General features: G+C 61.4%; 22 protein-coding genes. 16 read left to right on the top strand and 6 right to left on the bottom strand.

Translation table 11 applies throughout. From position 1 onward, the window contains the following. From algK to HYI44_RS26785, 11 genes are all read left to right on the top strand, one after another. A complete protein-coding gene (gene algK / locus HYI44_RS26835) occupies positions 1-1,506 on the top strand; it encodes an alginate biosynthesis TPR repeat lipoprotein AlgK (RefSeq protein ID WP_225570954.1) in 1,506 nt (501 codons plus the stop codon). Then, positions 1,503-2,990: an alginate export family protein gene (locus HYI44_RS26830; protein WP_122837580.1), complete on the top strand. Its 1,488-nt coding sequence runs from the start codon at positions 1,503-1,505 to the stop codon at positions 2,988-2,990. Before algK ends, HYI44_RS26830 begins: the two co-directional genes overlap by 4 nt. Before the next feature lie 26 nt (positions 2,991-3,016). Beyond that, positions 3,017-4,591, top strand: a complete 1,575-nt coding sequence (algG, locus tag HYI44_RS26825; protein WP_225570953.1) for a mannuronan 5-epimerase AlgG — start codon at positions 3,017-3,019, stop codon at positions 4,589-4,591. Between the two features lie 10 nt (positions 4,592-4,601). Continuing rightward, a complete protein-coding gene (locus tag HYI44_RS26820; protein ID WP_122837578.1) occupies positions 4,602-6,050 on the top strand; it encodes an alginate O-acetyltransferase in 1,449 nt (482 codons plus the stop codon). A gap of 11 nt (positions 6,051-6,061) precedes the next feature. Then, complete coding sequence (locus tag HYI44_RS26815; RefSeq protein ID WP_225570952.1) at positions 6,062-7,192, top strand: mannuronate-specific alginate lyase; 1,131 nt, start codon at positions 6,062-6,064, stop codon at positions 7,190-7,192. Between the two features lie 211 nt (positions 7,193-7,403). Further along, complete coding sequence (locus HYI44_RS26810) at positions 7,404-8,969, top strand: MBOAT family O-acyltransferase (protein WP_122837576.1); 1,566 nt, start codon at positions 7,404-7,406, stop codon at positions 8,967-8,969. An 11-nt stretch (positions 8,970-8,980) separates the two neighbouring features. Next, the gene (locus HYI44_RS26805) at positions 8,981-10,156 is read left to right on the top strand and encodes an alginate O-acetyltransferase (protein WP_122837575.1); all 1,176 of its coding nucleotides are present in this window, start codon (positions 8,981-8,983) and stop codon (positions 10,154-10,156) included. Between the two features lie 17 nt (positions 10,157-10,173). Beyond that, positions 10,174-10,830, top strand: a complete 657-nt coding sequence (locus HYI44_RS26800; RefSeq protein ID WP_045061381.1) for an alginate O-acetyltransferase AlgF — start codon at positions 10,174-10,176, stop codon at positions 10,828-10,830. Between the two features lie 145 nt (positions 10,831-10,975). Next, complete coding sequence (locus tag HYI44_RS26795) at positions 10,976-12,427, top strand: mannose-1-phosphate guanylyltransferase/mannose-6-phosphate isomerase (RefSeq protein ID WP_045061382.1); 1,452 nt, start codon at positions 10,976-10,978, stop codon at positions 12,425-12,427. A gap of 289 nt (positions 12,428-12,716) precedes the next feature. Beyond that, on the top strand, positions 12,717-13,181 hold the full coding sequence (locus HYI44_RS26790; RefSeq protein WP_045061383.1) for a multidrug transporter: 465 nt from the start codon (positions 12,717-12,719) through the stop codon (positions 13,179-13,181). A gap of 33 nt (positions 13,182-13,214) precedes the next feature. Beyond that, a complete protein-coding gene (locus tag HYI44_RS26785; RefSeq protein WP_225570951.1) occupies positions 13,215-14,039 on the top strand; it encodes an SDR family oxidoreductase in 825 nt (274 codons plus the stop codon). 179 nt (positions 14,040-14,218) lie between these two features. Here the strand turns inward: HYI44_RS26785 and HYI44_RS26780 are convergent, their stop codons facing one another. Next, on the bottom strand, positions 14,219-15,100 hold the full coding sequence (locus HYI44_RS26780; protein WP_225570950.1) for a LysR family transcriptional regulator: 882 nt from the start codon (positions 15,098-15,100) through the stop codon (positions 14,219-14,221). 110 nt (positions 15,101-15,210) lie between these two features. Here HYI44_RS26780 and HYI44_RS26775 point away from each other — a divergent pair, with 110 nt between their 5' ends. Then, positions 15,211-16,431 carry an MFS transporter gene (locus HYI44_RS26775; protein WP_225570949.1) on the top strand — a complete coding sequence of 407 codons (1,221 nt, stop codon included), beginning with the start codon at positions 15,211-15,213 and terminating at the stop codon, positions 16,429-16,431. Then, positions 16,428-16,826 carry a DUF4440 domain-containing protein gene (locus HYI44_RS26770; RefSeq protein WP_122837571.1) on the top strand — a complete coding sequence of 133 codons (399 nt, stop codon included), beginning with the start codon at positions 16,428-16,430 and terminating at the stop codon, positions 16,824-16,826. Before HYI44_RS26775 ends, HYI44_RS26770 begins: the two co-directional genes overlap by 4 nt. Before the next feature lie 58 nt (positions 16,827-16,884). Here the strand turns inward: HYI44_RS26770 and HYI44_RS26765 are convergent, their stop codons facing one another. From HYI44_RS26765 to HYI44_RS26750, 4 genes are all read right to left on the bottom strand, one after another. Next, positions 16,885-17,742, bottom strand: coding sequence for an HlyD family secretion protein (locus tag HYI44_RS26765; protein ID WP_045061385.1), 858 nt, complete (start codon positions 17,740-17,742; stop codon positions 16,885-16,887). Positions 17,743-17,766: 24 nt separating this feature from the next. Then, positions 17,767-17,967 carry a DUF1656 domain-containing protein gene (locus HYI44_RS26760; RefSeq protein ID WP_045061386.1) on the bottom strand — a complete coding sequence of 67 codons (201 nt, stop codon included), beginning with the start codon at positions 17,965-17,967 and terminating at the stop codon, positions 17,767-17,769. Beyond that, entirely contained in the window at positions 17,957-20,149 is a 2,193-nt protein-coding gene (locus tag HYI44_RS26755) for an FUSC family protein (protein ID WP_225570948.1), read from the bottom strand. The genes HYI44_RS26760 and HYI44_RS26755 overlap by 11 nt, the downstream gene beginning before the upstream one ends. A 168-nt stretch (positions 20,150-20,317) precedes the next feature. Beyond that, positions 20,318-21,829: an efflux transporter outer membrane subunit gene (locus HYI44_RS26750; protein WP_122837569.1), complete on the bottom strand. Its 1,512-nt coding sequence runs from the start codon at positions 21,827-21,829 to the stop codon at positions 20,318-20,320. A 258-nt stretch (positions 21,830-22,087) separates the two neighbouring features. Here HYI44_RS26750 and HYI44_RS26745 point away from each other — a divergent pair, with 258 nt between their 5' ends. Next, complete coding sequence (locus HYI44_RS26745; RefSeq protein ID WP_122837567.1) at positions 22,088-23,056, top strand: LysR family transcriptional regulator; 969 nt, start codon at positions 22,088-22,090, stop codon at positions 23,054-23,056. Between the two features lie 76 nt (positions 23,057-23,132). Further along, positions 23,133-24,107, top strand: a complete 975-nt coding sequence (locus HYI44_RS26740) for a 2-hydroxyacid dehydrogenase (protein ID WP_122837566.1) — start codon at positions 23,133-23,135, stop codon at positions 24,105-24,107. A gap of 73 nt (positions 24,108-24,180) precedes the next feature. Here the strand turns inward: HYI44_RS26740 and HYI44_RS26735 are convergent, their stop codons facing one another. Beyond that, positions 24,181-25,083, bottom strand: coding sequence for a DMT family transporter (locus tag HYI44_RS26735; RefSeq protein WP_122837565.1), 903 nt, complete (start codon positions 25,081-25,083; stop codon positions 24,181-24,183). A gap of 135 nt (positions 25,084-25,218) precedes the next feature. On the opposite strand from HYI44_RS26735, the gene HYI44_RS26730 reads away from it, so the two are divergent. Beyond that, positions 25,219-26,094: an AraC family transcriptional regulator gene (locus tag HYI44_RS26730; RefSeq protein WP_122837564.1), complete on the top strand. Its 876-nt coding sequence runs from the start codon at positions 25,219-25,221 to the stop codon at positions 26,092-26,094. Positions 26,095-26,124: the final 30 nt, after the last annotated feature.

The raw sequence follows: 26,124 nt of genomic DNA, 5'->3' as shown, positions 1-26,124 counted from the left end.
GTGACGATCATCAGTCTTCTGAGAACACCGAAATCCCTGTGGGAGCTGGCTTGCCAGCGATTGGATCACCCTGGTATTCCTGAAACACCGAGCGGCCTGAATCGCTGGCAAGCCAGCTCCCACAGGGGTCATCTGGTGTGCTCACTGGCATTGGCAGTCAGCCTCGCCGGCTGCGCCGGCCTGCCCGACCAGCGCCTGGCCAACGAAGCCCTCAAGCGCGGCGACACCGCCCTGGCCCAGCAGAATTACAAGCAACTGGCCGACCTCGGCTACAGCGAAGCCCAGGTAGGCCTCGCCGATATCCAGGTCGACAGCCGTGACCCGGCGCAGATCCGGCAGGCCGAGGCGACTTATCGCGCGGCCGTTGATGTCTCGCCGCGGGCCCAGGCGCGCCTGGGCCGCCTGCTGGTGGCCAAGCCCGGTTCCACCGAAGCCGAACAGCATGAAGCCGAAGGCCTGTTGAAGAAAGCCTCGGCCAATGGCCAGGGCAATACCCTGATTCCACTGGCCATGCTGTACCTGCAATACCCCCACAGCTTCCCGGACGTCAACGCGCAACAGCAGATCAGCCAATGGCGCGCCGAAGGCAAGCCTGAAGCCGGTCTGGCCCAGGTGCTGCTGTATCGCACCCAAGGCACTTACGACCAGCACCTGGACGAAGTCGAGACCATCTGCAAAGCCGCGCTCAATACCACCGACATCTGCTACGTCGAGCTGGCCACGGTCTATCAGAAACAGGCCAAGCCCGAGCAACAGGCCGAGCTGATCAAGCAGATGCAAGCCGCCCATGCCCGCGGCACCGTTTCCGCCCAGCGAGTCGACAGCGTCGCCCGCGTCCTCGGCGATGCAACCCTTGGGACCACCGACGAGAAAACCGCCCAGTCGCTGCTCGAAGGCATCGCCCCCGGCTACCCCGCTTCCTGGGTCAGCCTGGCGCAGCTGCTCTACGACTTCCCGGAACTGGGCGACGTCGACACGATGATGAAGTACCTGGACAACGGCCGCGCCGCCGATCAGCCGCGCGCCGAACTGTTGCTGGGCAAGCTCTACTACGAAGGCAAGATGGTGCCGGCCGACGCCAAGGCAGCCGAAGAACACTTCCAGAAAGCCGTCGGCCGCGAAGTCGCCGCCGATTACTACCTCGGCCAGATTTATCGCCGTGGCTACCTGGGCAAAGTCTATTCGCAAAAGGCCCTGGACCACCTGCTGACCGCTGCGCGCAATGGCCAGAACAGCGCCGACTTCGCCATCGCCCAGCTGTTCTCCCAAGGCAAGGGCACCAAGCCTAACCCGCTCAATGCCTATGTCTTCAGCCAGCTGGCCAAGGTCCAAGACACCCCTCAAGCCACCGAGCTTGCGCAAACACTCGAAGCCCAACTGCCGCCTGCCCAGCTCGCCGAGGCCCAACGCCTGTTGAAACAGGAACAGGCCGTTCGTGGTGCCTTGAGCCAGAACACGCTGCAACTGCACGCCCTGCAAGAAGAAGACGGCGAGGAATCCCTATGAAGTTGAATCCCTTTGTGCAGGCCGGCATTGGCCTGACGTTCGCCTTGCTGTGGTCGTGCCCGACCCTGGCGGCACTGACTGAAACCCAGAACTACGGCCTGGACGTGAAAATCACCGGCCAGTCCGAGGACGACCGTGACCTGGGTACCGCCAGCGGCGGCGACGTCAGCGGTGTGGGCCTGGACCTGCGCCCCTGGATCTACGGCGAAAGCGGCGCGTGGAGCGCCTACGCCATGGGTCAGGCGGTGACGTCCACCGACATCATCGAAACCGACACCCTGCAGCAGTCCGACAGCGACGGCTCCCAGACCACCGACAACAGTGATCGCAAGACCAAGAAGAACTACCTGGCCATGCGCGAGTTCTGGGTCGGCTACAGCGGCCTCACGCCTTACCCGGGCGAGCAGTTGAAGCTGGGGCGCCAGCGCCTGCGCAACGATGACGGTCAATGGCGCGACACCAACATCGAAGCGCTGAACTGGACCTTCGATACCACCTTGTTGCGCGCCAACGTCGGCGTTGCCGAACGCTTCAGCGAATACCGCACCGACCTCAAGGAACTCGCGCCCAAGGACAAGGATCGCCTGCATGCCTATGCCGACGCGGCCTATCAGTGGACACCGGGCAACTGGGTCGGCGTTCGCGGTCACCACACCCACGACGACGGCAAGCTCGACTACCCGGAACCGGGTGTAGCGGGCGATTCGCTGGACAAGAAGCAAAACGGCGACATCAGCTGGCTGGGCCTCACCGCCGACAGCGACGCCTACAACTACCGCAACACCAATACCCTCAATTACTGGGGCAGCATCACCGGCATGAGCGGCGACACCGACACGGTCAACGCGCTGAATGCCGACGGCACACGCCCCGCCGAAGCCAAGCGTGGTGAAGACCTCAACGGCTGGGCCACCGACATCGGCGTGCGCCTGCGCCTCGATCAGCAATGGCAAGTCGGTGCCGCCTACGCCCGCGCCAGCGCCGATTACGAACAGAACGGCCTGGAAAGCAACCGCTCGAACTACACCGGCACCCGTTCGCGCGTGCACCGTTTCGGCGAAGCGTTCCGCGGCGAAATGAACAACATGCAGACCGCCACCTTGTTCGGTTCGTGGATGCTCAACGACGAATACGACGCCAGCCTGATCTACCACAAGTTCTGGCGCGTCGACGGCAACAAGCCGGTCGGCAGCAACGGCATCAATGCCGTACAGAACGACACCGACGACGTCACCGGTGCGGTGCTCTCCAGTACTTCCCTGCCACTGGAAGACGGCAACAAGGACCTCGGACAAGAGATGGACCTGGTGGTCACCAAGTACTTCAAGCAAGGCTTGCTGCCAGCGTCCCTGAGCCAGTCCATCGACGAGCCTTCGGCCCTCGTGCGTTTTCGTGGCGGCGTGTTCAAGCCGGGTGATGCGTATGGCAAGGACGTCGACTCGTACATGCACCGTGCGTTCATCGACGTGATCTGGCGCTTCTGATGCCAACTGCGAAGGGAGTGCCCGACATGAACAATCCGAAGCGAGGTTCAATCACCTTGCTGGCCGGCGCGATGCTGCTGGCAAGCGCGGCCGCCTTCGCCAACGTGGAACCGGCGAGCAAGCCGGTGACCATGGGCAAGGAACTGCAACAGGCCAAGACCTACACCGTTACCAGTGCGCCGACTGCGCCGCTGGAGCTGGCAAAACCCGAGCTGCCGGACACCTCCGGCTACACCGCCGAAGCCATTGCCGCCAAGATCGTTCGCACCAAGGCCGGCAAAGTCAGCGTGCGCCGGATGATGCAGGAAAACGCCCTGAAGGACTTCATCGGCGGCGATAACAAGATGGCTGAATGGGTAGTGCGCCAGCACGGCATCCCCCAGGCGATCTTCATCGACGACGGCTACATGAACCTCAAGGACCTGGCGAAGAAACTGCCCAAGCAGTACTTCAGCGAAACCTCGCCGGGTGTTTACCTGGCGAAGTTGCCGATCGTGGTCGGTGAAAAAGGCATCCTCGAAATCGACCAGCAGACCCAGGAACTGCGCCTGTCCCAGGAGGCCGGCTCGTTCCTGGTCAACGACGGCCAACTGTTCGTGCGTGATACCAAAATCACCGGCTGGCGCGAAAAGGAAAATGGCCCGGCGACTTTCAAGTCGCCCAAGGAATTTCGTCCGTTCCTGTTGTCCTGGGGCGGCACCGAAACCTACATCGCCAACAGCAAGCTCGCCAGTTTCGGCTACGCCAACAGCAAGTCCTACGGCGTGAGTATTTCCCAATACACGCCGAACATGGCCAAGATGCTCAAGCGCCCTGAACCGACCGGCTGGATCGTCGACTCCGAGTTCTCGGACATGTGGTACGGCTTCTACTGCTACGAAACCGAAGGCTTCGTGGTCAAGGGCAATACCTACAAGGACAACATCGTCTATGGCATTGACCCGCATGACCGCTCCCACGGCCTGATCATCGCCGACAACACCGTTTACGGCACCAAGAAGAAGCACGGGATCATCATTTCCCGTGAGGTCAACGACAGCTTCATCTTCAACAACCGCAGCTACGACAACAAGCTGTCGGGCCTGGTGATTGACCGAAACAGCGTCAACAACCTGGTCGCCTACAACGAGATCTACAAGAACCACACCGACGGCATCACCCTCTACGAGAGTGCCGACAACCTGCTGTATGGCAACAAGGTGATCAGCAACCGTCGCCACGGCATCCGGATTCGTAACAGCGTGAACATCCGCCTCTACGAAAACCTGGCCATGGCCAACGGCCTCACCGGCGTATACGGCCACATCAAGGACCTGAGCGATACCGATCGCGACATCAAGCTCGACCCGTTCGACGCCCAGGTCTCACTGATCATCGTTGGCGGCGAACTGGCCGGCAACGGCAGCGGCCCGCTGTCCATCGACTCGCCCTTGAGCGTCGAGCTGTATCGGGTATCGATGCTCGCCCCGACCAAATCCAGCGGCATCAGCTTCAACGGGATTCTTGGCGAGCGCCAGGATGAAATTCTCGACCTGCTGGTACGCCAGCAGAAAGCCGTGCTGATCGACCCTGTCGAACGCCAGACCGAACTGCAGGACTGAGGATAATTTTATGCACCCACACTTGATCAAATTACTCAGCCTGTCGGGCCTGACCCTGGGGATTCTCGCTGCCAGCAACGGCGTGCGCGCCGACGAGCTCAAGGCCCCGGAATTCGCCGCTGAACCTTGCTGCAACCTGTGCCCCGAAGCCCATGACGCGAAGAACTACACCACGCGTTACCAGCAGAACTTCACCACGCTGGTGCAGGCCCAGGGCGACTGGCTGTTCCGTACGCAGGAAGACTTGCGCACCGAGTTCGACACCACGCCAGCCGGCTACAAGCGCATGCAGCAACTGCACGATGCGTTCAAGAGCAAAGGCGTCGAGCTGGTGGTCGTGTACCAGCCTACCCGTGGCCTGGTGAACCGCAACAAACTCAATCCGCAGGATAAAGCCCAGTTCGATTTCGACAAGGCGCTGAAGAACTACAAGACCATGCTCGGGCGTTTCGCGCAGATGGGCTACGTAGTGCCCGACCTGTCGCCGCTGACCAACGAATCGCTGCCCGACACCCTGCCCGCCCACGATTTCTACTTCCGCGGCGACCAGCACTGGACCCCGTATGGCGCCCAGCGCACGGCAAAAATCGTGGCCGAGAAGGTCAAGCAGATTCCTGCCTTTGCCGACATTCCCAAGCGTGAATTCGAGACCCATAAGTCGGGTCGCATGGGCAAGACCGGAACATTACACAATATGGCCGGTCAACTCTGCGGCACCAGTTACGCCATCCAGTACATGGATCAATTCACCACGGAACCCAAAGGCGAAGCGGCCGATGGCGATCTGTTCAGCGACTCCGGCAATCCGGAGATCACCCTGGTCGGTACCAGTCACAGTGGCAAGAACTACAACTTCGCTGGTTTCCTCCAGGAGGCCATCGGCGCTGACATCCTCAACGTAGCGTTCCCTGGCGGTGGCCTGGAAGGTTCGATGCTGCAGTACCTGGGCAGCGAAGAATTCCAGACCAAGCCACCGAAGATCCTGATCTGGGAATTCTCGCCGCTCTATCGCCTCGACCAGGAAACCATCTACCGCCAGATGATGGCGCTGCTGGACAACGGTTGCGAAGGCAAGGAAGCACAGATGACCGGCAGCACCACATTGAAGCCGGGCAAGAACGAATTGATGGTCAACAGCAAGAACCTGAACCTGCAAAACAGCAGTCACCAGGTTGACATCCGGTTCGCCGATCCATCGGTGAAAACCCTGCAAGCCACCCTCTGGTACATGAACGGTCGCCACGAGGACATCAAGATCGACAAACCGGAAACATCCGACACCGACGGGCGTTTCGCCTTCGAGTTGCGCACGGACGAAGACTGGGCCTCGCAGAATTTGCTGGCCGTCGAAGTCCAGGGCCCTGAAGCAGGTGCCGCGCCGCAGAAAGTCGAAGCGAAAATCTGCAAACGCAACGTGTTCCCTGGCGCTGGGCAGCGTACCGCTCAAGCCGGGCAATGAGGTTACCTCTTATGACATGCATGCAATCGCGAACGCTGAAGAAGTTGCTCGCACCTTCTGTGCTGACGCTGGCGATGTTCGCCGGCGCCACCCAGGCCGCCGCCCCACTGCGGCCACCCCAGGGTTACTTCGCGCCGATCGAGAAAGTGAAGACCGGCGACTTCAAGGATGGCTGTGATGCCATGCCAACGCCTTACACCGGCTCGCTGCAATTTCGCAGCAAGTACGAAGGCTCCGACAAGGCCCGTTCGACCCTGAACAAAGCATCGGAAAAGGCCTTCCGCGACACTACTGCGGATATCACCAAGATCGAGCGCGGTACCAGCAAGCGCGTGATGCAATTCATGCGCGACGGTCGCCCGGAACAGCTCGAATGCACGCTCAACTGGTTGACCGCGTGGGCCAAGGCCGATGCATTGATGTCCAAGGACTTCAACCACACCGGCAAGTCCATGCGCAAATGGGCGCTGGGCAGCATGGCGTCTTCGTACATCCACCTGAAATTCTCCGACTCGCATCCGCTGGCGAACCATCAGCAGGAATCGCAGTTGATCGAGGCCTGGTTCAGCAAGATGGCTGATCAGGTGGTGAGCGACTGGGACAACCTGCCGCTGGAAAAAACCAACAACCACTCCTACTGGTCCGCCTGGTCGGTGATGGCAACTTCCATCGCCACCAACCGCCGCGACCTGTTCGACTGGGCGGTGAAGGAATACAAGGTCGGTGCCAATCAGGTCGATGCCGATGGCTTCCTCCCTAACGAAATGAAGCGTCAGCAACGCGCCCTCGCCTATCACAACTACGCCCTGCCGCCGCTGTCGATGATCGCCAGTTTTGCGCTGGTCAACGGTGTGGACGTGCGTCAGGAAAACAACGGCGCGCTCAAACGCCTGGGTGATCGAGTGCTCGCCGGGGTTGAAGACCCTGAGGCATTTGAGAAGAAGAACGGCAAGGAACAGGACATGACCGACCTCAAGGTCGACTCGAAGTTTGCCTGGCTGGAACCGTTCTGCACGCTCTACACCTGCTCCCCTGATGTGCTTGAGAAGAAGCACGAGATGCAGCCGTTCAAGACGTTCCGGCTGGGGGGTGACCTGACCAGGGTCTATGACCCGGCCAGCGAAAAAGGCAAAGGTTCTTAGGAACATTATTAAACCCTGTGGGAGCGGGCTTGCCCGCGATGGCGGTCTGACATTCAACATTGATGTCGACTGACCCAACGCTATCGCGGGCAAGCCCGCTCCCACAGGGTCAGCGTCAGGTTTCAGTTTTGTGTGTTGCCCTCCAGATTTCTGTGGGGGGTTTGGGGGGGCCGTTGGCCCTTGAATGTTGGTTAAACACGGAGAGATCGGGATGGTATTTTCATCCAATGTGTTCCTGTTTCTGTTCTTGCCGATCTTTCTCGGCATGTACTATCTGAGCGGAATACGCTATCGCAACCTGCTGCTGCTGCTCGCCAGTTACGTGTTCTATGCCTGGTGGCGCGTGGACTTCCTTGCACTGTTCGCAGCCGTCACGCTGTGGAACTACTGGATCGGCCTCAAAGTCGGCGCCGCCGGCGTGCGTACCAAACCGGCACAGCGCTGGCTGCTGCTAGGCGTGGCCGTCGACCTGTGCATTCTGGGCTACTTCAAGTACGCCAACTTTGGCGTCGACAGCATCAACGCGATGATGACCTCGGTCGGCCTGTCGCCCTTCATCCTGACCCACGTGCTGCTGCCGATCGGTATCTCGTTCTACATTTTCGAGTCCATCAGCTACATCATCGACGTCTATCGCGGTGATACCCCGGCGACACGCAACCTGATCGACTTTGCCGCTTTCGTGGCGATCTTCCCGCACCTGATTGCCGGCCCGGTCCTGCGTTTTCGCGACCTCGCCGATCAGTTCAACAACCGCACCCACACCCTCGACAAGTTTTCCGAGGGCTGCACGCGGTTCATGCAGGGTTTCATCAAGAAAGTCTTCATCGCCGATACCCTGGCGGTGGTCGCCGACCACTGCTTTGCCTTGCAGAACCCGACCACCGGCGACGCCTGGCTCGGCGCCCTGGCCTACACCGCGCAACTGTATTTCGACTTCTCCGGCTACAGCGACATGGCCATCGGCCTGGGCTTGATGATGGGTTTCCGCTTCATGGAAAACTTCAAGCAGCCGTACATCAGCCAGTCGATCACCGAGTTCTGGCGGCGCTGGCACATCAGCCTGTCCACCTGGCTGCGTGACTACCTGTACATCACTCTGGGCGGCAACCGCAAAGGCACGCTGACGACCTATCGCAACCTGTTCCTGACCATGCTGCTCGGTGGCCTGTGGCACGGTGCGAACATCACCTACATCATCTGGGGTGCATGGCACGGCATGTGGCTGGCGATCGAAAAGGCCCTGGGCCTGAATACCTCGCCACGCAGCATCAACCCGATCCGCTGGGCCCTGACGTTCCTGCTGGTGGTCATGGGCTGGGTCATCTTCCGCTCGGAAAACCTGCACGTCGCCGGTCGCATGTACGGCGCGATGTTCAGCTTCGGCGAGTGGTCGCTGTCGGAACTCAACCAGGCCAGCCTCACCGGCCTGCAAGTGGCGACCCTGTTCGTGGCCTACGCCACCCTGGCGTTCTTCGGCATTCGTGATTTCTACAGCAACCTGCCGCCTGAAAAGTCCAAACCTGCGGTGGACGCTACGACCGAAGGCCCGGCGACTGCCACCCCTGGAATGATCAAGGCCGTACCGGGCGACAACCCGGCCAGCATCCACGAACCGGGCTACACCGTTGGCGTTGAAGCCACCGTGCAACCGGCCTACTGGAGTGCTGACTGGTCGCGCTATGTGATGCGCACCCTGGTACTGCTGCTGTTCATCGCCTCGATCTTCAAACTGTCGGCGCAAAGCTTCTCGCCGTTCCTTTACTTCCAGTTCTGAGGGATCCGACCATGACCCGCTCATTACGTCTGTTCTACATCGCCCTGTTCATGGTGATCCTGGTGGTCCTGGGGCTGTGGTCCACGCGCAGCTTCCTGGGCTTCAGCACCAATGCCGAAACCACGGTACTCAACGGGCGCTGGGCCAAAGCGGTCGAGACGCACTACGACGAAGAGTTCCCGATCAAGCGCCTGGGCACCAACCTGTGGGCTGCGCTGGACTTCAAACTGTTCAACGAAGGTCGTCCGGGCGTGGTGCTCGGTCGCGACCAATGGCTGTACAGCGATGAAGAGTTCAACCCGATCGTCAACGAAGAGTTGAACCTGCAAGGCAACTACGCGCTGGTCGAAGGCGTGCGCCAGACCTTGAAAGACAAAGGCGTGAAACTGGTGATGGCGATCGTGCCGGCCAAGGCGCGCCTGTATCCGGAGCACCTGGGTGACGTGAAGCCTTCGAGCATTCACGGCAACCTGTACCAGGACTTCCATGCCCGCGTGGCAGCCAACAAGATCCTCGCCCCGGACCTGCTCGGCCCGTTCAACCAGGCCAAGCTCAAGGGTGAGCAAGTGTTCCTGCGCACCGACACTCACTGGACGCCGGAAGGCGCGCAAGTGGCTGCCGAAACCCTGGCCAAAACCATTACCGCCAAGTTCCCGCTCAGCGGCGAACCGCAACACTTCGTTACCCAGCCTGGGGAGAAAGTCACCCACAAGGGCGACCTGCGCCTGTTCCTGCCGCTGGACCCGCTGTTCGAAAACCTGATGCCGGCACAAGAGCCGTTGCAGAAGCGCAACACGGTCGCCACTGGCGAACAGCCTGCCGGTGATGACGCCCTGTTCGCCAACACCGAAGTTCCCGTGGCGCTGATTGGCACCAGCTACAGCGCCAACCCGAACTGGAACTTCGTCGGCGCGCTGAAACAGGCGCTCAACAGCGACGTGGTCAATTACGCCGAAGACGGCCATGGCCCGATTCTGCCGATGCTCACCTACCTCAAAAGCGACGCTTTCAAGAACAGCCCGCCACAGGTGCTGATCTGGGAGTTTCCTGAACGTTATCTGCCTGTGAACAACGAAATCGGTGACGCCGACCCGCAGTGGGTCGCAGAGCTTAAACAAGCCGGCGCCCGCCAACAAAACGTAGCCGCAACCACTAAATCCGAGACGCCCGACCGGGCGCAAAACTGAAAGAGAGAGGTACTACCATGACTTTCACTACAACTCCTCGTCGTCTCGCCAAGACCTTTGCACTGGCCGCGACCTTCAGCGTCCTGTCGATGAACGCATTCGCCGGTGGCGACTCCGCGCTCTACGGCCCCACCGCACCGAAAGGCTCGAGCTTCGTGCGTGTCTACAACGCGGGTAATGCTGAAGTCAGCGCCACCGTCGGCAGCACCAACCTGGCCGAAGTCGCGCCGCTGTCCAGCACTGACTTCAGCTTCATGCCGGGTGGCGACTACAGCGCCAAGGTCGGCAGCCAGTCGCTGCCGGTGAAACTGGCCGGTGACCACTATTACACCCTGGTCAACAACGCCAGCGGCGCCCCGCAACTGATCGAAGAACCGCCGTTCAAGAACAAGCAGAAATCCCTGGTGCGCGTGCAGAACCTGAGCGACAAGGCCCTGACCCTGAAAACGGCCGACGGCAAGACCGAAGTTGTGCCGTCCGTGGCGGCCAAGGGCCGTGGCGAGCGTGAAATCAACCCGGTCAAAGTCAGCCTGGCCCTGTATGACGGCGCCACCAAAGTCGGCGACGTGAAACCGGTTGCCCTGGAACGCGGTGAAGCCGCCGTGCTGTACGTCACCGGCAAAGGCAGCAGCCTGTCGCCAGTCTGGGTAAAACGCCCGGTTTCGACGCGCTAATCATTTTTTCGGAAGGCTGACACCCACCGGGGCCTTGAAACGGGCCCTACAGGGTCAGCGTCGACCTTCTGACACGGAACAAAAACAAGAGTGAAACGACACAGCGTTCGTAGCTCTAACCAAACGATTTTCAAGGAGTAACAACATGATTCCGGTGATCTTGTCAGGTGGTAGCGGCTCACGTCTTTGGCCGCTTTCGCGTAAGCAATTCCCCAAGCAGTTCCTGGCCCTGACCGGCGAGCACACGCTGTTCCAGCAAACCCTGGAACGCCTGGTGTTCGATGGCATGGACACCCCGATCGTGGTCTGCAACAAGGACCACCGCTTCATCGTCAACGAACAGCTCAGTGCCCGCAAGCTGGAGACCCAGCGCATCCTCATGGAGCCATTCGGTCGCAATACCGCGCCTGCGGTAGCCTTGACCGCGATGATGCTGATCAACGAAGGTCGCGATGAGTTGATGCTGGTGCTGCCGGCCGACCACGTGCTCGAAGACCAGAAAGCCCTGCAGCGAGCCCTGGCCCTGGCGACAGTTGCTGCGGAAAACGGCGAAATGGTGCTGTTCGGCGTGCCGGCCACCAAACCGGAAACCGGCTACGGCTACATCAAGTCGACCAATGATTCGCTGCTGCCAGAAGGCGTCAGCCGCGTCTCGCAATTCGTCGAGAAACCGGACGTGAAGCGCGCCACCGAGTTCGTCCAGTCCGGCGGTTATTTCTGGAACAGCGGCATGTTCCTGTTCCGCGCCAGCCGTTTCCTCGAAGAGCTGAAGAAGCACGATCCGGACATCTACGACACCTGCCTGCTGACCCTTGAGCGCAGCGAACAGGACGCCGACACCATCACCTTTGACGAAGCCACCTTCGCCTGCTGCCCGGACAATTCCATCGACTACTCGGTGATGGAAAAAACCCAACGCGCCTGCGTCGTGCCACTCACGGCCGGCTGGAGCGACGTCGGCTGCTGGTCGTCGCTGTGGGAAGTCAACGAGAAGGACGCCAACGGCAACGTCACCAAAGGCGACGTGGTGATCCAGGACAGCAAGAACTGCATGATCCACGGCAACGGCAAACTGGTGTCGGTGATCGGCCTGGAAAACATCGTGGTGGTCGAGACCAAGGACGCCATGATGATCGCGCACAAGGACTCGGTCCAGGGCGTGAAACAGATGGTCAACACCCTCAACGAGCAGGGTCGCAGCGAAACCCAGAACCACTGCGAGGTCTATCGTCCGTGGGGTTCCTACGACTCGGTCGACATGGGCGGACGCTTCCAGGTCAAGCACATCTCGGTCAAGCCGGGCGCCTGCCTGTCGCTGCAGATGCACCACCACCGCGCCGAACACTGGATCGTGGTCAGCGGCACCGCGGAAGTGACCTGCGACGACAACGTGTTCCTGCTGTGCGAGAACCAGTCGACCTACATTCCGATCGCTTCGGTTCACCGCCTGCGCAACCCGGGCAAGATTCCACTCGAGATCATCGAAGTGCAATCGGGCAGCTACCTGGGCGAAGATGATATCGAGCGGTTTGAAGATATCTACGGTCGCTCCACCCCGATCGAGCGTGGCGTGTCGGTGAAAACCATCGCGCAGTAAGCGTTCAGCAAAACAGGAAGCCCCCGCCCAGACCGCTGCGAATCCCCATCCGCAGCGGGTTGGTCGGGGGCTTTTTTTGGGCATTATGGGTGCCTCGGCCGGCCTCTTCGCGGACAAGCCCGCTCCCACAGGGTTTTGGTTTGACCCTTAACTTTGTGTCCAACTCCGATCACTGTGGGAGCGGGCTTGCCCGCGAAGAGGCTATTTGATTCACCACACTAATCAAGCCCATCGCCACCTCACCGGCGCTTAGGTAGGATGACCTCCTCTCTCCCCGAGGTTTCGCGTCATGTTTATCGGCGTCCTGCTGGTCATTACCTGGCTGGTCCTGCTCCTGCGCTACCCCGCCAAAGCCTTGCCGGTGTCCCTGGCGGCTGCCGTTGGGCTGGGCCTCGTGGCCACCTGGGTCATCTGGATGGACCATCGCGAGCTCAAGCAACTGGAACGCCTGGAGCTACGTATCAGCTATGCACCACAGAGCTGCCCCGCAGACCGGCCTTTGCACCTGACCATGAACAACGCCAACGACGTACCGCTGACCGAACTGCGCTGGCGCGTCGGCGCCTATGCGCCGGGCGACACGGTCAACCTCGCCGACAATCAATACACCGCACCGCGCTACCGTGGCCCTGGCGAATTGCAGGCCGGTGGCAACTGGGAAGACTGTTTGCCCATGCCGCCGTTGCGTCCAGGTTATCGCCCGGAAACCCTGGAGTTTCGCGCCGAGCGTTTGCAAGGCAGTTTCTCCGACTGACCTCTCCACTTTCTCCTGCACAAGGACTGCGCCATGCCGATTGCGTTGATTACCGGTTGTTCCAGCGGCATTGGCCGTGCCCTGGCCGACGCCTTCAAGGCGGCCGGTTATGAAGTCTGGGCCAGTGCCCGCAAACCCGAAGACGTGGCCGCGTTGAGCGCTGCCGGCTTTACCGCCGTGCAGCTGGACGTCAACGACGCTGCGGCGCTGGAGGTATTGAGTACGCGGATCAACCAGGAGCGCGGCGGCCTCGATGTGCTGATCAACAATGCCGGGTATGGCGCCATGGGGCCGGTGCTCGATGGCGGTGTGGCGGCGATGCAGCGCCAGTTCGAAACCAATGTGTTCGCGATTGTCGGTGTCACCCGTGCAATGTTCCCGGTGCTGCGTCACACCAAAGGCCTGGTGGTGAATATCGGCAGCGTATCCGGGGTGCTGGTGACACCATTCGCCGGCGCCTACTGTGCGTCGAAGGCCGCGGTACATGCCTTGAGCGATGCGCTGCGCATGGAACTGGCGCCGTTTGGTATCCGCGTCATGGAAGTTCAGCCGGGTGCCATCGAGTCCAGCTTCGCGAAGAATGCCGGCCATGAAGCCGAACAATTGATCACCGAGCAATCACCGTGGTGGCCGCTGCGTGAAGGCATTCGTGCGCGGGCCAAGGCCTCGCAAGACAACCCGACCCCGGCCACTGAATTTGCGGCGGGGCTGCTCAAGGCTGTGCAACAAGACAGACCACCGCGACTGCTGCGGTTGGGCAATGGCAGCCGGGCGTTGCCGTTGCTGGCGGGGTTGTTGCCCAAGGGGTTGCTGGAGTCGGGGTTGATGAAGCGGTTCGGGTTGCGCGGGCAGCTCTAACACCGAGTCGACTATCTTGCACCGTACCTGATACCGAATCGACCTGCCTCGCACCGTAGGAGCTGCCGAAGGCTGCGATCTTTTGATCTTGCCTTTTGGCGGCACAACAGTCGCCGAAGAGCAAAAGATCGCAGCCTTCGGCAGCTCCTACCGTTCGGCACCCTTCACGATCCCCGACCTCACCGCCACTCCTTCATGAAATCAATAAACGCCCGCACCTTCAGCGGCAGATGCCGCGTATCCGGATACAGCGCATACACCCCCTGCTGGCTGAAGGCATGATCCGCCAGCAAGCGCACCAACCGCCCCGCCTGCAAATCCTCCTCAACCAGCCACTGCGGCAAAATCGCCACGCCCTGCCCGCTCATCGCCAACGCCCGCAGGGTGATCGAGTTGTCGGCGACGATCGTCGTCTTCCCCGGCGCTGGCTGATACAGGTGCTCGACTCCCTCAGGGTCCTTCACCGCCAGCTCCCCTACCCGCCCATGCCCCAGCGCCGGCCACTGCGCCAGCGCGGCCAGGGTCGATGCCGGGTCGAAGGCGTCGATCAGGGCCGGTGAAGCCACCGCAAAAATCTCGAAGGTGGACAACTGCACCGCGCGCAGATTGGAGTCGTGCATGCGCCCCAGCCGGATCGCCAGGTCGAAGCGCTCGGAGATCAGGTCGGCGTGGGTCGAGGACGTCGACAGGTGCACGTTCAACTGTGGATGCTGCGCGCGAAACACCTTCAACGCTGGCACCACTTGCGCCAGTGCAAACTCCACCGTGGTGGTAAGGCGCAAGGTGCCGCGCAGTTGCGTGTGCTCGGAGCGCGCATCTTCGACCGCCATGCGCGCCTCATACAGGGTGCGCACACAGCGTTGGTAAAAACGCTCGCCGGCGTCAGTCAGGGCGAGCTTGCGTGTGCTTCGGGTCAGCAGCGTGACCCCAAGCTCGGCCTCCAGACGCTTGAGATTGAAGCTGACCACTGCACGGGTCTGCCCCAGCAGATTCGCTGCGGCGGTCAGTGATCCGGCTTCGACCACCGCCTTGAAGGTGTCAAAACGGTCCAGGCTAACCATGCTTGTCAGCGCTCCTTGTCAAAATAATTTTGACAAACTAGCAGTCAAAACCGCGTTTCCCTAGGGCTTTAGCCGCCTTACCCTGCACGTCTCACTACAGGGAAGTCGCCATGGCTTATCGCTCGAAAGTTGCATTGGTGTATTTGTTGGGCTTTGCACTCGACCTGCTGAACATGTTCAGCGCCAGTATCGCCTACCCCGACATCGCCCGGGAGCTGCAGGCGTCTGTCAGCGAACTGGCGTGGATCAGCAACGCCTACATGCTGGGCCTGACACTGATTATTCCGTTGAGTGTGTGGCTCGCCGCAAAGGTCGGCGAGCGACGGCTGATTCTCGGTTCGCTGGCGCTGTTCGGCCTCGCCTCGTCACTGGTGGCCGGGGCGAATTCGATAGAAGCACTGATCGGCTGGCGCCTGCTCCAGGGCCTGGGCGGTGGCTTGCTGATTCCTGTCGGCCAGGCCATGGCCTTCCGGCACTGCCCCGTGCCTTTACGCAGTCGCCTGACCGCCTGGGTATTGTCCGTAGCCCTGTTGGTGCCGGCGCTGTCCCCGGCAGCGGGCGGGTGGATCGTCGAGACGTTGTCCTGGCGCTGGGTGTTCCTTCTCAACCTGCCGCTGACGCTGTTGACCCTGCTGCTGGCGGCGCTGTGGCTACAGGCAGATGGCGTACCCGACGGCAAACAGCAGCGCGGCCCCCTGCTGGATTTGCAGTTGCTCAAGAGCCCGTCGCTGCGACTGGCCATGGGGGTGTACCTGTTCGTGCCCGGGGTATTCATCGGCACCAGCCTGATCGCGGTGCTGTACCTGCACCTGCTTGGCTTCGCCACCACACGAATCGGCGCCCTGATGTTGCCCTGGGCCTTGGGCTCGGCGGTGGCGATAGTCCTGGGCAAACGCGGGTTCAATCGCTTTGGCCCAAGGCCGTTGCTGATCGCCGGCATGCTCATGCAAAGCCTGGGCATCGCGTCGCTGGTGTTGATTGATCAATCGCAAGTCTGGCTGCCGATCGCCGCCTACGCCCTGATGGGCCTGGGCGGCAGTTTTTGCAGCAGCAGCGCGCAGACCCTGGCATTTCTCGAAGTGCATCCACAGCGTATGAACCATGCCAGCGCTTTGTGGAACATCAATCGTCAGCTGAGCTTTTGCCTCGGCACGGCGGTGTTGAGCGCGTTGCTGGGTGCCCTGGGTGCAGATTCACTTCGGGCTTTTGAGCACTGTTTCCTGGTTGCCGCCGTCCTGACATTGCTGCCCCTGATTGCCGTGCTGAGATTTAATGCCGCGCAGGTGCAAGCGCTGGTTCGTCCCTCTACCCTCAAGGAAACAACTGCATGAATGATTACCGCGAGTATTTTGATGAAGTCATTGAAGCTCATCGCCAGATTGAACAATGGTTTGCCGACCCTCAGCCCCCTGCCGTAGTGGAAAACCTGCTGATGCGTTTTTCGCCGCAGTTTTCGATGATCACGCCGGCTGGCAGGGTCCTGGATTTCGAGCAGTTGGGCGAATTGTTCCGCAAGGCCGGCGGGGCCCGACTCGGGCTGCGCATTGAGCTTGGCGAGATGCACGGGATTGACCTGCACGAGCGCGGGGCGACCCTGAGCTATCGCGAGCTGCAGACCGATGCGACAGGGCTGCAGACGGATCGGCGTTCGACTGTGGTGTTTGAAAAGCTGGAATCAGGGCAGGTGGTTTGGCGGCATTTGCATGAGACCTTTTGCCCGGCCTGATTTCATAAACGACCGAGCGCCCATAATGATCGGGTTTCTACCGGCAATACGTAGCGTTTCAGAGTCCGTTGTTGACGATCACCGTACAGGTAATCCCCGCCGCCAACAGCACCCCCTCCGGTACCTCGTCGATGTGAATCCGTACCGGCACCCGCTGGGCCAGACGTACCCAGTTGAAGGTCGGGTTCACATCGGCGATCAGCTCGCGGCTCTGCGGGTTGTCCCGATCGTAGATGCCGCGGGAAATACTCTCGACATGCCCCTTGAGCACTTCGCCGCTCATCAACTGCATGTCCGCCTTGTCGCCCACCCTTACGTGGGGCAGCTTGGTTTCTTCGAAGAAGCCGTAGACCCAGAACGAGTTCATATCCACCACGGCCATTTTTGCTTCGCCGATGCGCGCATAGTCGCCACGATGCACGTTGAGATTGGTGACATAACCGTCGACCGCAGCACGTACTTCGGTGCGCTTGAGATTCAGTTGCGCTGCTTCCAGTTGCGCCTGGGCGTGCTGGTAATCAGCCAGGGCCGAGTCGGCGATGTTGCTGGCGTCGTCGCGGTTCTCTTTGGAGATCACCAGCGCGTCCATGTCGGCGCGACGATGGGCGTTGACCTTGCGCATTTCCCAGGTCGACTTGCGTGAGGCCACCAGCGCCTGGGCCTGTTTGACCGCGATGCGGTAGTGCTCGGGATCGATCTGCATCAACAGATCGCCTTTGCGAACCAACTGGTTATCGCGCACTGGCACATCCACCACCTCCCCGGTGACATCGGCGGCAACGTTGATGATGTCCGCGCGCACCCGGCCATCTCGCGTCCAGGGTGTGTCCATGTAATGCACCCACAGGGTCCGGCCGATCCATATTGCAAGCGCCAGCACCAGCAACGTGGCGAGCAGGCTGAAAAGCTTTTTCATCAAGGCATTCTCTAAGGCAGAGAGTCAGTGGTAGACAGTCAGCGCCAAGGCGCCAAACAGACAGGTAAACAGGCTCAGGCGCAGCAACGCCGGGTGCCAGAAAAAACGGTAGAGGTCGAACCCGGACAGGAACCGGTCCAGGGCCCAGGCCAACGCGACGGCGAGGAAGAACATCAGCGTCATGGTCGGCATGTACACGCCGTGGAAGGCAATTTCACGAGGCATGATCAAGTCCTTGAGGCCGGGTAGCGGCATACGCGGCCAATGGCGATTGCGGGTCCAGCAGCGAGGTCCGGATGAAGTGCAGGTAGCTCTTGACCCGACGTAGCGCCGAGGTATCAAAGTGTGGCGCGAAAGGTTCGTCGGTGGCCTGTACGCGACTGATGGCGTGGTCGACGGCGATCAGGCCACGCTCCAGATTGCTCTGGCTCGGCTGCAGGAACAGGCGCACCAGGGAGCGACCCATCACGCGAATCGCCTGGCGCCATGGCTGGGATCCGGCATAGGCCGGATGCACCGGCAGGATCGCCTGCTCCTTGCGCAACTCGATGATCGCGTGGCCGACTTCCAGCACCACGAACATCCAGCGCAACAAGTCCCGTTGCACCTGCGGCTGACCCGCCGCGAGTCCGTAGGCCTGGTGCAGCAGGTCACGGGTGCGGCTTTCGAAACCCGAGGCCAGGCCCTTGAGCTTGCCGCTGATGGCGAACACCACCTGGCCGCGCAGGTCCTGCTCCAGCCGGCGCCACAGCCAGCGGCTGTTGGGCGGCAAAATGATCGCCCCGGCGGCCGCGCACACCAGCATGCCCAACACCATGGCGATGTAGTCGTTGATGAAGGCGTAGGGGTTGTAGACCGTGAGGTTATCGGGGACAGATCCGGTGCTGAAGAAGATCAGCAGGCCCAGGCCCACGCCGGCATATTGCGGCCGCGACGACAGGAACGAACCCAGCACGATTACTGGCGCGAGCATCACGCACAGCAACGGGAAACCGTCGATCCAGGGGAAGATGAAAAACATCTCGATGAAACCGATCAGCGCGCCGAGGAGGGTCCCGCAGGCCATTTGAAACGCCATGCGCTTGGGGTTCGCAGTGGCGGCGGACAGGCCGATGGTCGCGGCGGCAATCAGGGTCATGGTCGCCCCGCTCGGCCAGGCCGTAGCCACCCAGTAACTGCCCAGCACCACCAGCACAAACGCCGCGCGAATGCCTGATGCGGCCGCCGCCAGCCAGTTGGTCTGCGGGGTGAACGGCTCGTCCCACTGCTCCCGCGCATGACGATGCTCGGCCAGCGAGGCGTGTGTCTGGGCGTACCCGTGCAGGTCGTCGACGAAGCGATACAGCAGCTCATACGCAGTATGAAAATCCAGCTGCTCGGCATCGCTCGGTTCACTCTCCTGGAATGTTGCCCGCAAGCTGCGCACCCGGGCTGGCAGATGCTCCTTGTAGGTCGCCAAAGCCAACGCCAGGCGTGCGGCATCGGGGCAGGTCAGGGCGCGACCGCTGAAGGTGTCGAGCACTTCGGCCAGGTCCTGCAGGCCCGGGGTGATGGCTGCCACCACGTGATGGGTACCACTGCTGCGCAGCCGTTCCAGCAACTGATGCAGGGCATTAAATCGGGTGGTGATGCCCATGAACTCGCTGTTCAGGCGATTGAGGCGACCATTGCGCCGGCGCATGTGCGGGTCCTCGAATACGGTGACACTGCGCAGGCCTTCCAGGCCGACCGCTTCAGCAATAAACCGCACGTTGCTGGCTTCAAACGCGTCCCGCTGGCTGCGGCCGCGCAAGCCATCGGTGACGAACAGGGCAAACACGCCAAAGCGTTGATACAGGGCATTGCGCATTGCCGCACTGGCGGTTTGCGGCAAGATCGCGGCGCTGACCAGGGTGGCGCAGAGAATCCCCAGGGAGATTTCCAGCACCCGCCAGACGGCCGCCATGAAGGCGCCGTCCGGATGGGCCAGCGCCGGCAGGCCGACCATCGCGGCGGTGTAGCCGGCCAGCACAAACCCGTACGCGCGAAAATTGCGGTAACGCGCCGCCCCCGCCGAACAGATGCCGACCCAGATCGCCAGCGAACCCAGGAACAGTTCGGTGTTCTGCGCGAACAGGGCAATCAGCGCGACCATCACCGCCGAACCCGTCAGCGTACCGAGGAAGCGGTAGAAGCTCTTGGCGAACACCTGACCACTTTGCGGCTGCATGACGATGAACACGGTAATCATCGCCGTGCGCGGCTGCGGCAGTTCCAGGCGCATCGCCAGCCACAGGGTCAGGAAGGCGGCGAACAGCACTTTAAAGATGTAGACCCAGGTCACGCCATCGCTGCGCGCCCAGTCAAAAAAGCCCCGGCGCCATTCGAGGGAGTACAGCCAGCGCAGCGGTGCGGGCAAGGGTGTCATGGTGTCCTGCTCAATGAAATTTTGCCGGGCACAAGCCCTGCAGGCGACTTGGAACCTGTGGGAGCGAGCCTGCTCGCGATGGGGTGGTGTCAGGCAACACACTCATTGCCTGATATGCCCTCATCGCGAGCAGGCTCACTCCCACAGGGTCTGCCGCAGGTCTGGTGATCAATGGGAGAGGCTCCTGAGCAGGGCCGGGGTTTTCGGCGCCTGGGTCTGGCTGTCTTGCGGCACATCCGCGCCCGCCCCTAACCCGCCACCCAGTGCTGTCACCAGCTCTGCGTGGGCACTCAGGCGCGCGGCCTGGACCTGCTGCTGCACTTGCTGCTGTTTGAACAGCAACGTCTGGGCGTTGAGCACATTGAGGTAATCGGTGAGCCCGCGCTGGTAGGCGATCATGGCGATGTCGTAGGTCTTCTGCGCGGCGGCCACGGACTCGGCGGCGAACGTCTGCTGCTTGTCCATGGACTCGCGACGGATCAACTGGTCCGAGATGTTCTTCAGGGCGTTGACCAGGGTCTGGTTGTAGCGGGCCACGGCGATGTCATAGCCGGCCGATGCTTCACCCAACTGCGCCCGCAACCGACCACCGTCGAAGATCGGCAACGAGATCGCCGGACCAACGCTGTAGTTGAGTTTCTTGCCAGTCAGGAACTCAAGCGCCCCGCCGCCAGTGGCCATGTAGCCGAGACTGCCGACCAGATCGACGTTCGGATAGAAACCCGCATGGGCGACATCAATGCCCCGCGCCTGCGCCGCCACTTGCCAGCGACTGGCAACCACGTCTGGACGTTGTCCGAGCAACTGCGCCGGCAGCACCGATGGCAGCTTCAACGCCGCGCCCAAGGACAAGGTGGGGCGCTGCAACTGTGCCCCGTTACCGGGCCCAAAACCTGCCAACGCCGCCAGCTGATTGCGGCTGAGGGCGATCTCCTCGTCCAGCGCGTCGAGTTGGCGGTGGGTTTCGGGCAGCGGGGTTTCGGCCTGGCTGACTTCAAAGTGCGTACCGATGCCGGCGTCCAGGCGCTTTTGCGCCAGTTCAAGAATCTGCTGTTGCTGCTGCAGCGTCGCGGCCACGATGTCGCGCTGGGCGTAATGCAGCGACAGTTCGATATAAGCGCGCACGATGTTGTTCTGCAATTCGAGCTGGGCCTGCCGGGCTTCGGCGGCGCTCATGTGCGCCAGGTCCACGGCGCGCTCGCTGGCATTGCGCTCGCGGCCCCAGAGGTCGAGGGCGTAGCTCAAGCCCAGCGCGGCGTTATTGTCCCAGGTCGTGGTATCGGCCAGTTCGCCCGGCCCGTAGAACTGATCGGAAGGCCAGTTGTGGCGCTTGAGGGTCGACTCGGCGTTGATCTGCAGTGACTCGGCGGATTCGGCGATACCCGCCATGGCCCTGGCCTGGCGTACCCGTGCGGCTGCGATGGCCAGGGTCGGGCTGCCCTGCAGGGCCAGGTCGATCCAGTGATTCAACTGAGGGTCGCGGTAGGCCTGCCACCATTGAGCGACTGGCCAGTTGGCGTCCTTTGCAGCGTGTTGGATAGCTTCGTCGGTGGCCAGGGCATTGGCCTCCAGTGCCTCGCCCTGCGGGGCGATGCCTGCGGTGCCGATGCAGCCGCTGATGACCAGGGAAAGGGCGAAAACACTGAACGTCTGAAGCGCTCTGCTGATGCGACGGGGCACTGCGGATATTCCTGCAATAAGGGAGATCCCCGTAGGAGCTGCCGCAGGGTGCGATCGTTTGATCCTGATTCTCAAGATCGAAAGAACGCAGCTGCGGCAGCTCCTGCCAAGGTGGGCGCAATTCTAGGGGCGGGTTTTGTTGGCGATAAGCTGGGATTCTTGTGAATCTTTGTTACCGTTAACGCGATAATCCCTTGGTCGGGGTCTCGGACTCTGAAACGTTGTGTCACAATTTGTCATTCGCCCAGAGAGCACCCCATGGACACTTTGCAAAACATGCGCGCCTTCAGTTACGTGGCCGAGGCTGGCAGCTTCACCGCCGCCGCCGTGCAACTCGACACCACGACGGCCAACGTCTCGCGCGCGGTCTCCAACCTGGAGGCCCACCTGCAAACCCGACTGCTCAACCGCACCACCCGCCGCATCGCGCTCACCGAGGCCGGTAAGCGCTACCTGCTGCGCTGCGAACAGATCCTGGCCTACGTCGAAGAAGCCGAGGCCGAAGCCAGCGACGCGCACGCCCGCCCTGCCGGCCAGCTCAAGGTGCACACCATGACCGGTATCGGTCAGCACTTCGTGATCGACGCCATCGCCCGCTACCGCAAAACCCACCCCGACGTGACCTTCGACCTGACCCTGGCCAACCGCGTGCCAGACCTGCTCGACGAGGGCTACGACGTGTCCATCGTGCTGGCCAGCGAATTGCCAGACTCCGGCTTCGTCTCGCAGCGCCTGGGCATCACCTACAGCATCGTCTGCGCCTCGCCGGCCTATGTGAAAGCCAATGGCTGTGCGCATAAACCCAGCGACCTGCTGAACCACGCCTGCCTGCGCCTGGTGAGCCCGGTGATACCGCTTGAGAAATGGACGTTCGATGGTCCGGAGGGCCAGGAAATGGTCACCATCAATACCTCGCCGTTCCTGGTGAATTCAGCGGACGCCATGAAAACGGCAATCACCAGCGGCATGGGCGTGGGCGTCCTGCCGGTTTACGCGGCCATTGAAGGTCTGCGCAACGGCACGCTGGTGCGGGTCATGCCCAATTACCGCTCACAGGAACTGAACCTGTATGCGATCTATCCTTCGCGGCAATATCTGGACGCGAAAATCAAGACCTGGGTCGAGTACCTGCGTGGGTCGTTACCGGAAATACTGGCGGCGCATCAGGCGGAACTGGCGGCTTATGAATTGAGCGGCAGCCTGGCCGGTGTCCGGCTGGCTAATTGACTGGCCAGGCTCGCCCGGCACCGGAAAAGAATGTTAGCGTGCTTGGCATTCTCACCGCCCGACGAGCCCTCCACCCATGAAAAAGACCGTACTCGCGTTCAGCCGCATCACACCGCAGATGATCGAAGACCTGAAGCAGGATTTCGACGTCATCGTGCCCAACCCGAAAAACGGCGATATCAACGCCCAATTCAATGAGGCCTTGCCCCACGCCCATGGCTTGATTGGTGTCGGACGCAAGCTCGGGCGTGCGCAGCTGGAGACCGCAGCCAAGCTGCAGGTGGTGTCCAGCGTCTCGGTGGGCTACGACAACTACGATGTGGCGTATTTCAACGAGCGCGGCATCATGCTCACCAATACCCCTGACGTCCTGACCGAGAGCACGGCGGACCTGGCGTTTGCCCTGATCATGAGCAGCGCCCGCCGGGTGGCTGAACTGGATGCCTGGACCAAGGCCGGGCAATGGCAGGCCAGCGTCGGCGCGGCGCTGTTCGGCAGCGATGTGCATGGCAAGACCCTGGGCATCGTCGGCATGGGCAATATCGGCGCAGCGATCGCGCGACGCGGCCGCCTGGGCTTCAACATGCCAATCATCTACAGCGGCAACAGCCGCAAGAGCGACCTGGAACAGGAACTTGGCGCGCAATTTCGCAGCCTCGACCAGGTGCTGGCCGAAGCCGATTTCGTCTGCCTGGTGGTGCCGCTCAGCGAGAAGACCAAACACCTGATCAGCCATCGTGAACTGGGACTGATGAAGCCAGGCGCAATCCTGGTGAACATTTCGCGCGGGCCCGTGGTGGATGAACCCGCACTGATTGAAGCGCTGCAGAACAACCGCATTCGTGGCGCGGGCCTGGACGTCTACGAGAAAGAGCCGCTGAGCGAGTCGCCGTTGTTCCAGTTGAAGAACGCCGTCACCCTGCCGCATATCGGCTCGGCCACCCATGAAACCCGTGAAGCGATGGCCAATCGCGCCATTATCAACCTGCGCAGCGCCCTGCAGGGCGAACGCCCACAAGACCTGGTCAATCCGCAGACCTGGAAAGGCTGATGGTGACCTGGCACGCCTTCACCGGCGTGCCAGGTATCTGACAGCAGTGAAAGACTCGTGAAGGCCCTGCTCCTTATGCCAATTTGCCGGCCATGGGTCTGGACGTCGCGCGAGGCTTACGAAACACCAGCACGTTGCCCAGCATGACCAAAACCAGCCCGACGAGTGCCGGAGCGGTCCACTGATAACCTTCGGCAAATGCCGACACATTAAGCGCAACCACCGGGAACAATACGGTGCAGTAAGCGGCTCGTTCCGGCCCCATGCGGCCGACCAATGTCAGGTAGGCGGTGAAGCCAATCACCGAACCTGGAATCACCAGATAGAGCAATGAGCCGATGTAACGGCCATTCCACTCCATGTCGAAGGGGATGCCCCTGACCAGACACCAGGCCGACAACATTGCTGCGCCATAAGCCATGCCCCAGGCATTGGTCGTCAGCGGCTTGAGGCCAGCTTTCTGCTGCAGGCTCGACAACATGTTGCCGGCGGAAAAACACAGCGTGCCGCATAGCGCCAACCCCAGGCCCAGCAGGGTTTGCGGGGAGGCGGTGTGGCCCGCAAGCTCTGGCCAGAACAGTAAACCGAGCCCCATCAGGCCCAAAGCGCCCCCCATCAAGACATTACGAGCGATTTTCTGACCGAAGAACACCCGGGCATTCAAGGCGTTCCACAAGGTGGCCGTGGAAAACACCACCGCCACCAGACCGCTGGGGATCCACTGGCTGGCGGTGAGGAAACACATGAAGTTGACGCAGAACAGGCACAGGCCCTGCGCCAGGCAAATCAGATGGCCGCGGCGATTCATCACCTGCAGGCGTCGGGTGAGCAGCAACATCACGAACAGCACCAGCGCGGCGAGGCCGAAGCGATAGACGATCGACACCGGGATAGCGACCACGCCCAACTGCCATTTCAAGGCAATCCAGGTGGTGCCCCAGATCAGCACGGTCAGCAAATACAACGAAAGGTTCATGATCAAAACTCCTGAATAGGAGCTCAGTGTCCTGCGTCGGGTTTCGGCGCACTTGCATAAACTTGCGCTTTTGTCCGCCACGGGCTGGCAGGTCACGCGCTACGGAGTAGGATGCAAGGCGTTGGAGAATCGATAATGCCCGCACTGGAATCCCTGCAAGTCTTTCAAGCTCTTAACCGTTCGGCCCATGCTCGCCTTGAGCACAGCGCCGAACTCGGTGACGGCATGGCGGCAGCCCTGTGGAACAATCATCACGACGCTCAGGATTACGAGGCGCCCAGCCACCACACTTTGTCCTGCTACATCGGCGGCGGTACCGGCACCTTTCGCCGTGATCAGCCCGGCATCATGGGCGGCCCGGACAAGCTGTGCATCCTGCCCGCCGAACATCCCTCGGCCTGGGTGATCAATGGCGATATCCGCCTGGCCCATGTGTATTTCAGCCCTGAGCAGTTTGCCCTCGGTTGCGTCACCCTGCTCGACCGCGAACCTCGCGAGTTGCTCCTGCGTGAGCACACCTTTCTCGACGACCCGATCCAGGCCCGGCGCTTTCGCCAATTGATCGCGCTCAACTGGGATGAGCCTGGCGAACGCCTGCTCACCAGCAGCCTGGCCCACGAGATGCTCAGTCACGTATTGCTTGGCCAGGTGGGCAAGCGCGAAGGATTGCGGCTCAAGGGCGGACTGGCGGCGCATCAGCGGCGGCAACTGGTCGAATTCATCGACAGTCAGCTGGCCGAGCCCATCAGCCTGGGGCAACTGGCCGGATTGTGCGCGTTGTCGGAGTATCACTTTGCGCGGATGTTTCGCCAGAGCTTTGGCTTGCCGCCGCACCAGTATGTGCTGGCGCGGCGCTTGCGTCGGGCGCAGGACCTGTTGCGCACAAGCGCACAGCCCCTGGGGGAGATTGCACTGGCGTGCGGGTTTTCCAGTGCCAGCCATTTCACCAACCGGTTTCGCCAGGCGTTGGGTGGGACGCCTGGGGAGTATCGGCAGGCTTTTTTACGCTAGGCTTGGGGGGTTGGCGCCTGTGCTGCCGCC

The sequence above is a fragment of the Pseudomonas sp. Y24-6 genome, assembly GCF_020295325.1.
In the GTDB taxonomy this organism is placed as follows: domain Bacteria; phylum Pseudomonadota; class Gammaproteobacteria; order Pseudomonadales; family Pseudomonadaceae; genus Aquipseudomonas; species Aquipseudomonas gregormendelii.
The sequence above is the reverse complement of the archived record's forward strand: the minus strand, read 5'-3'. Positions and strand labels throughout refer to the sequence as shown.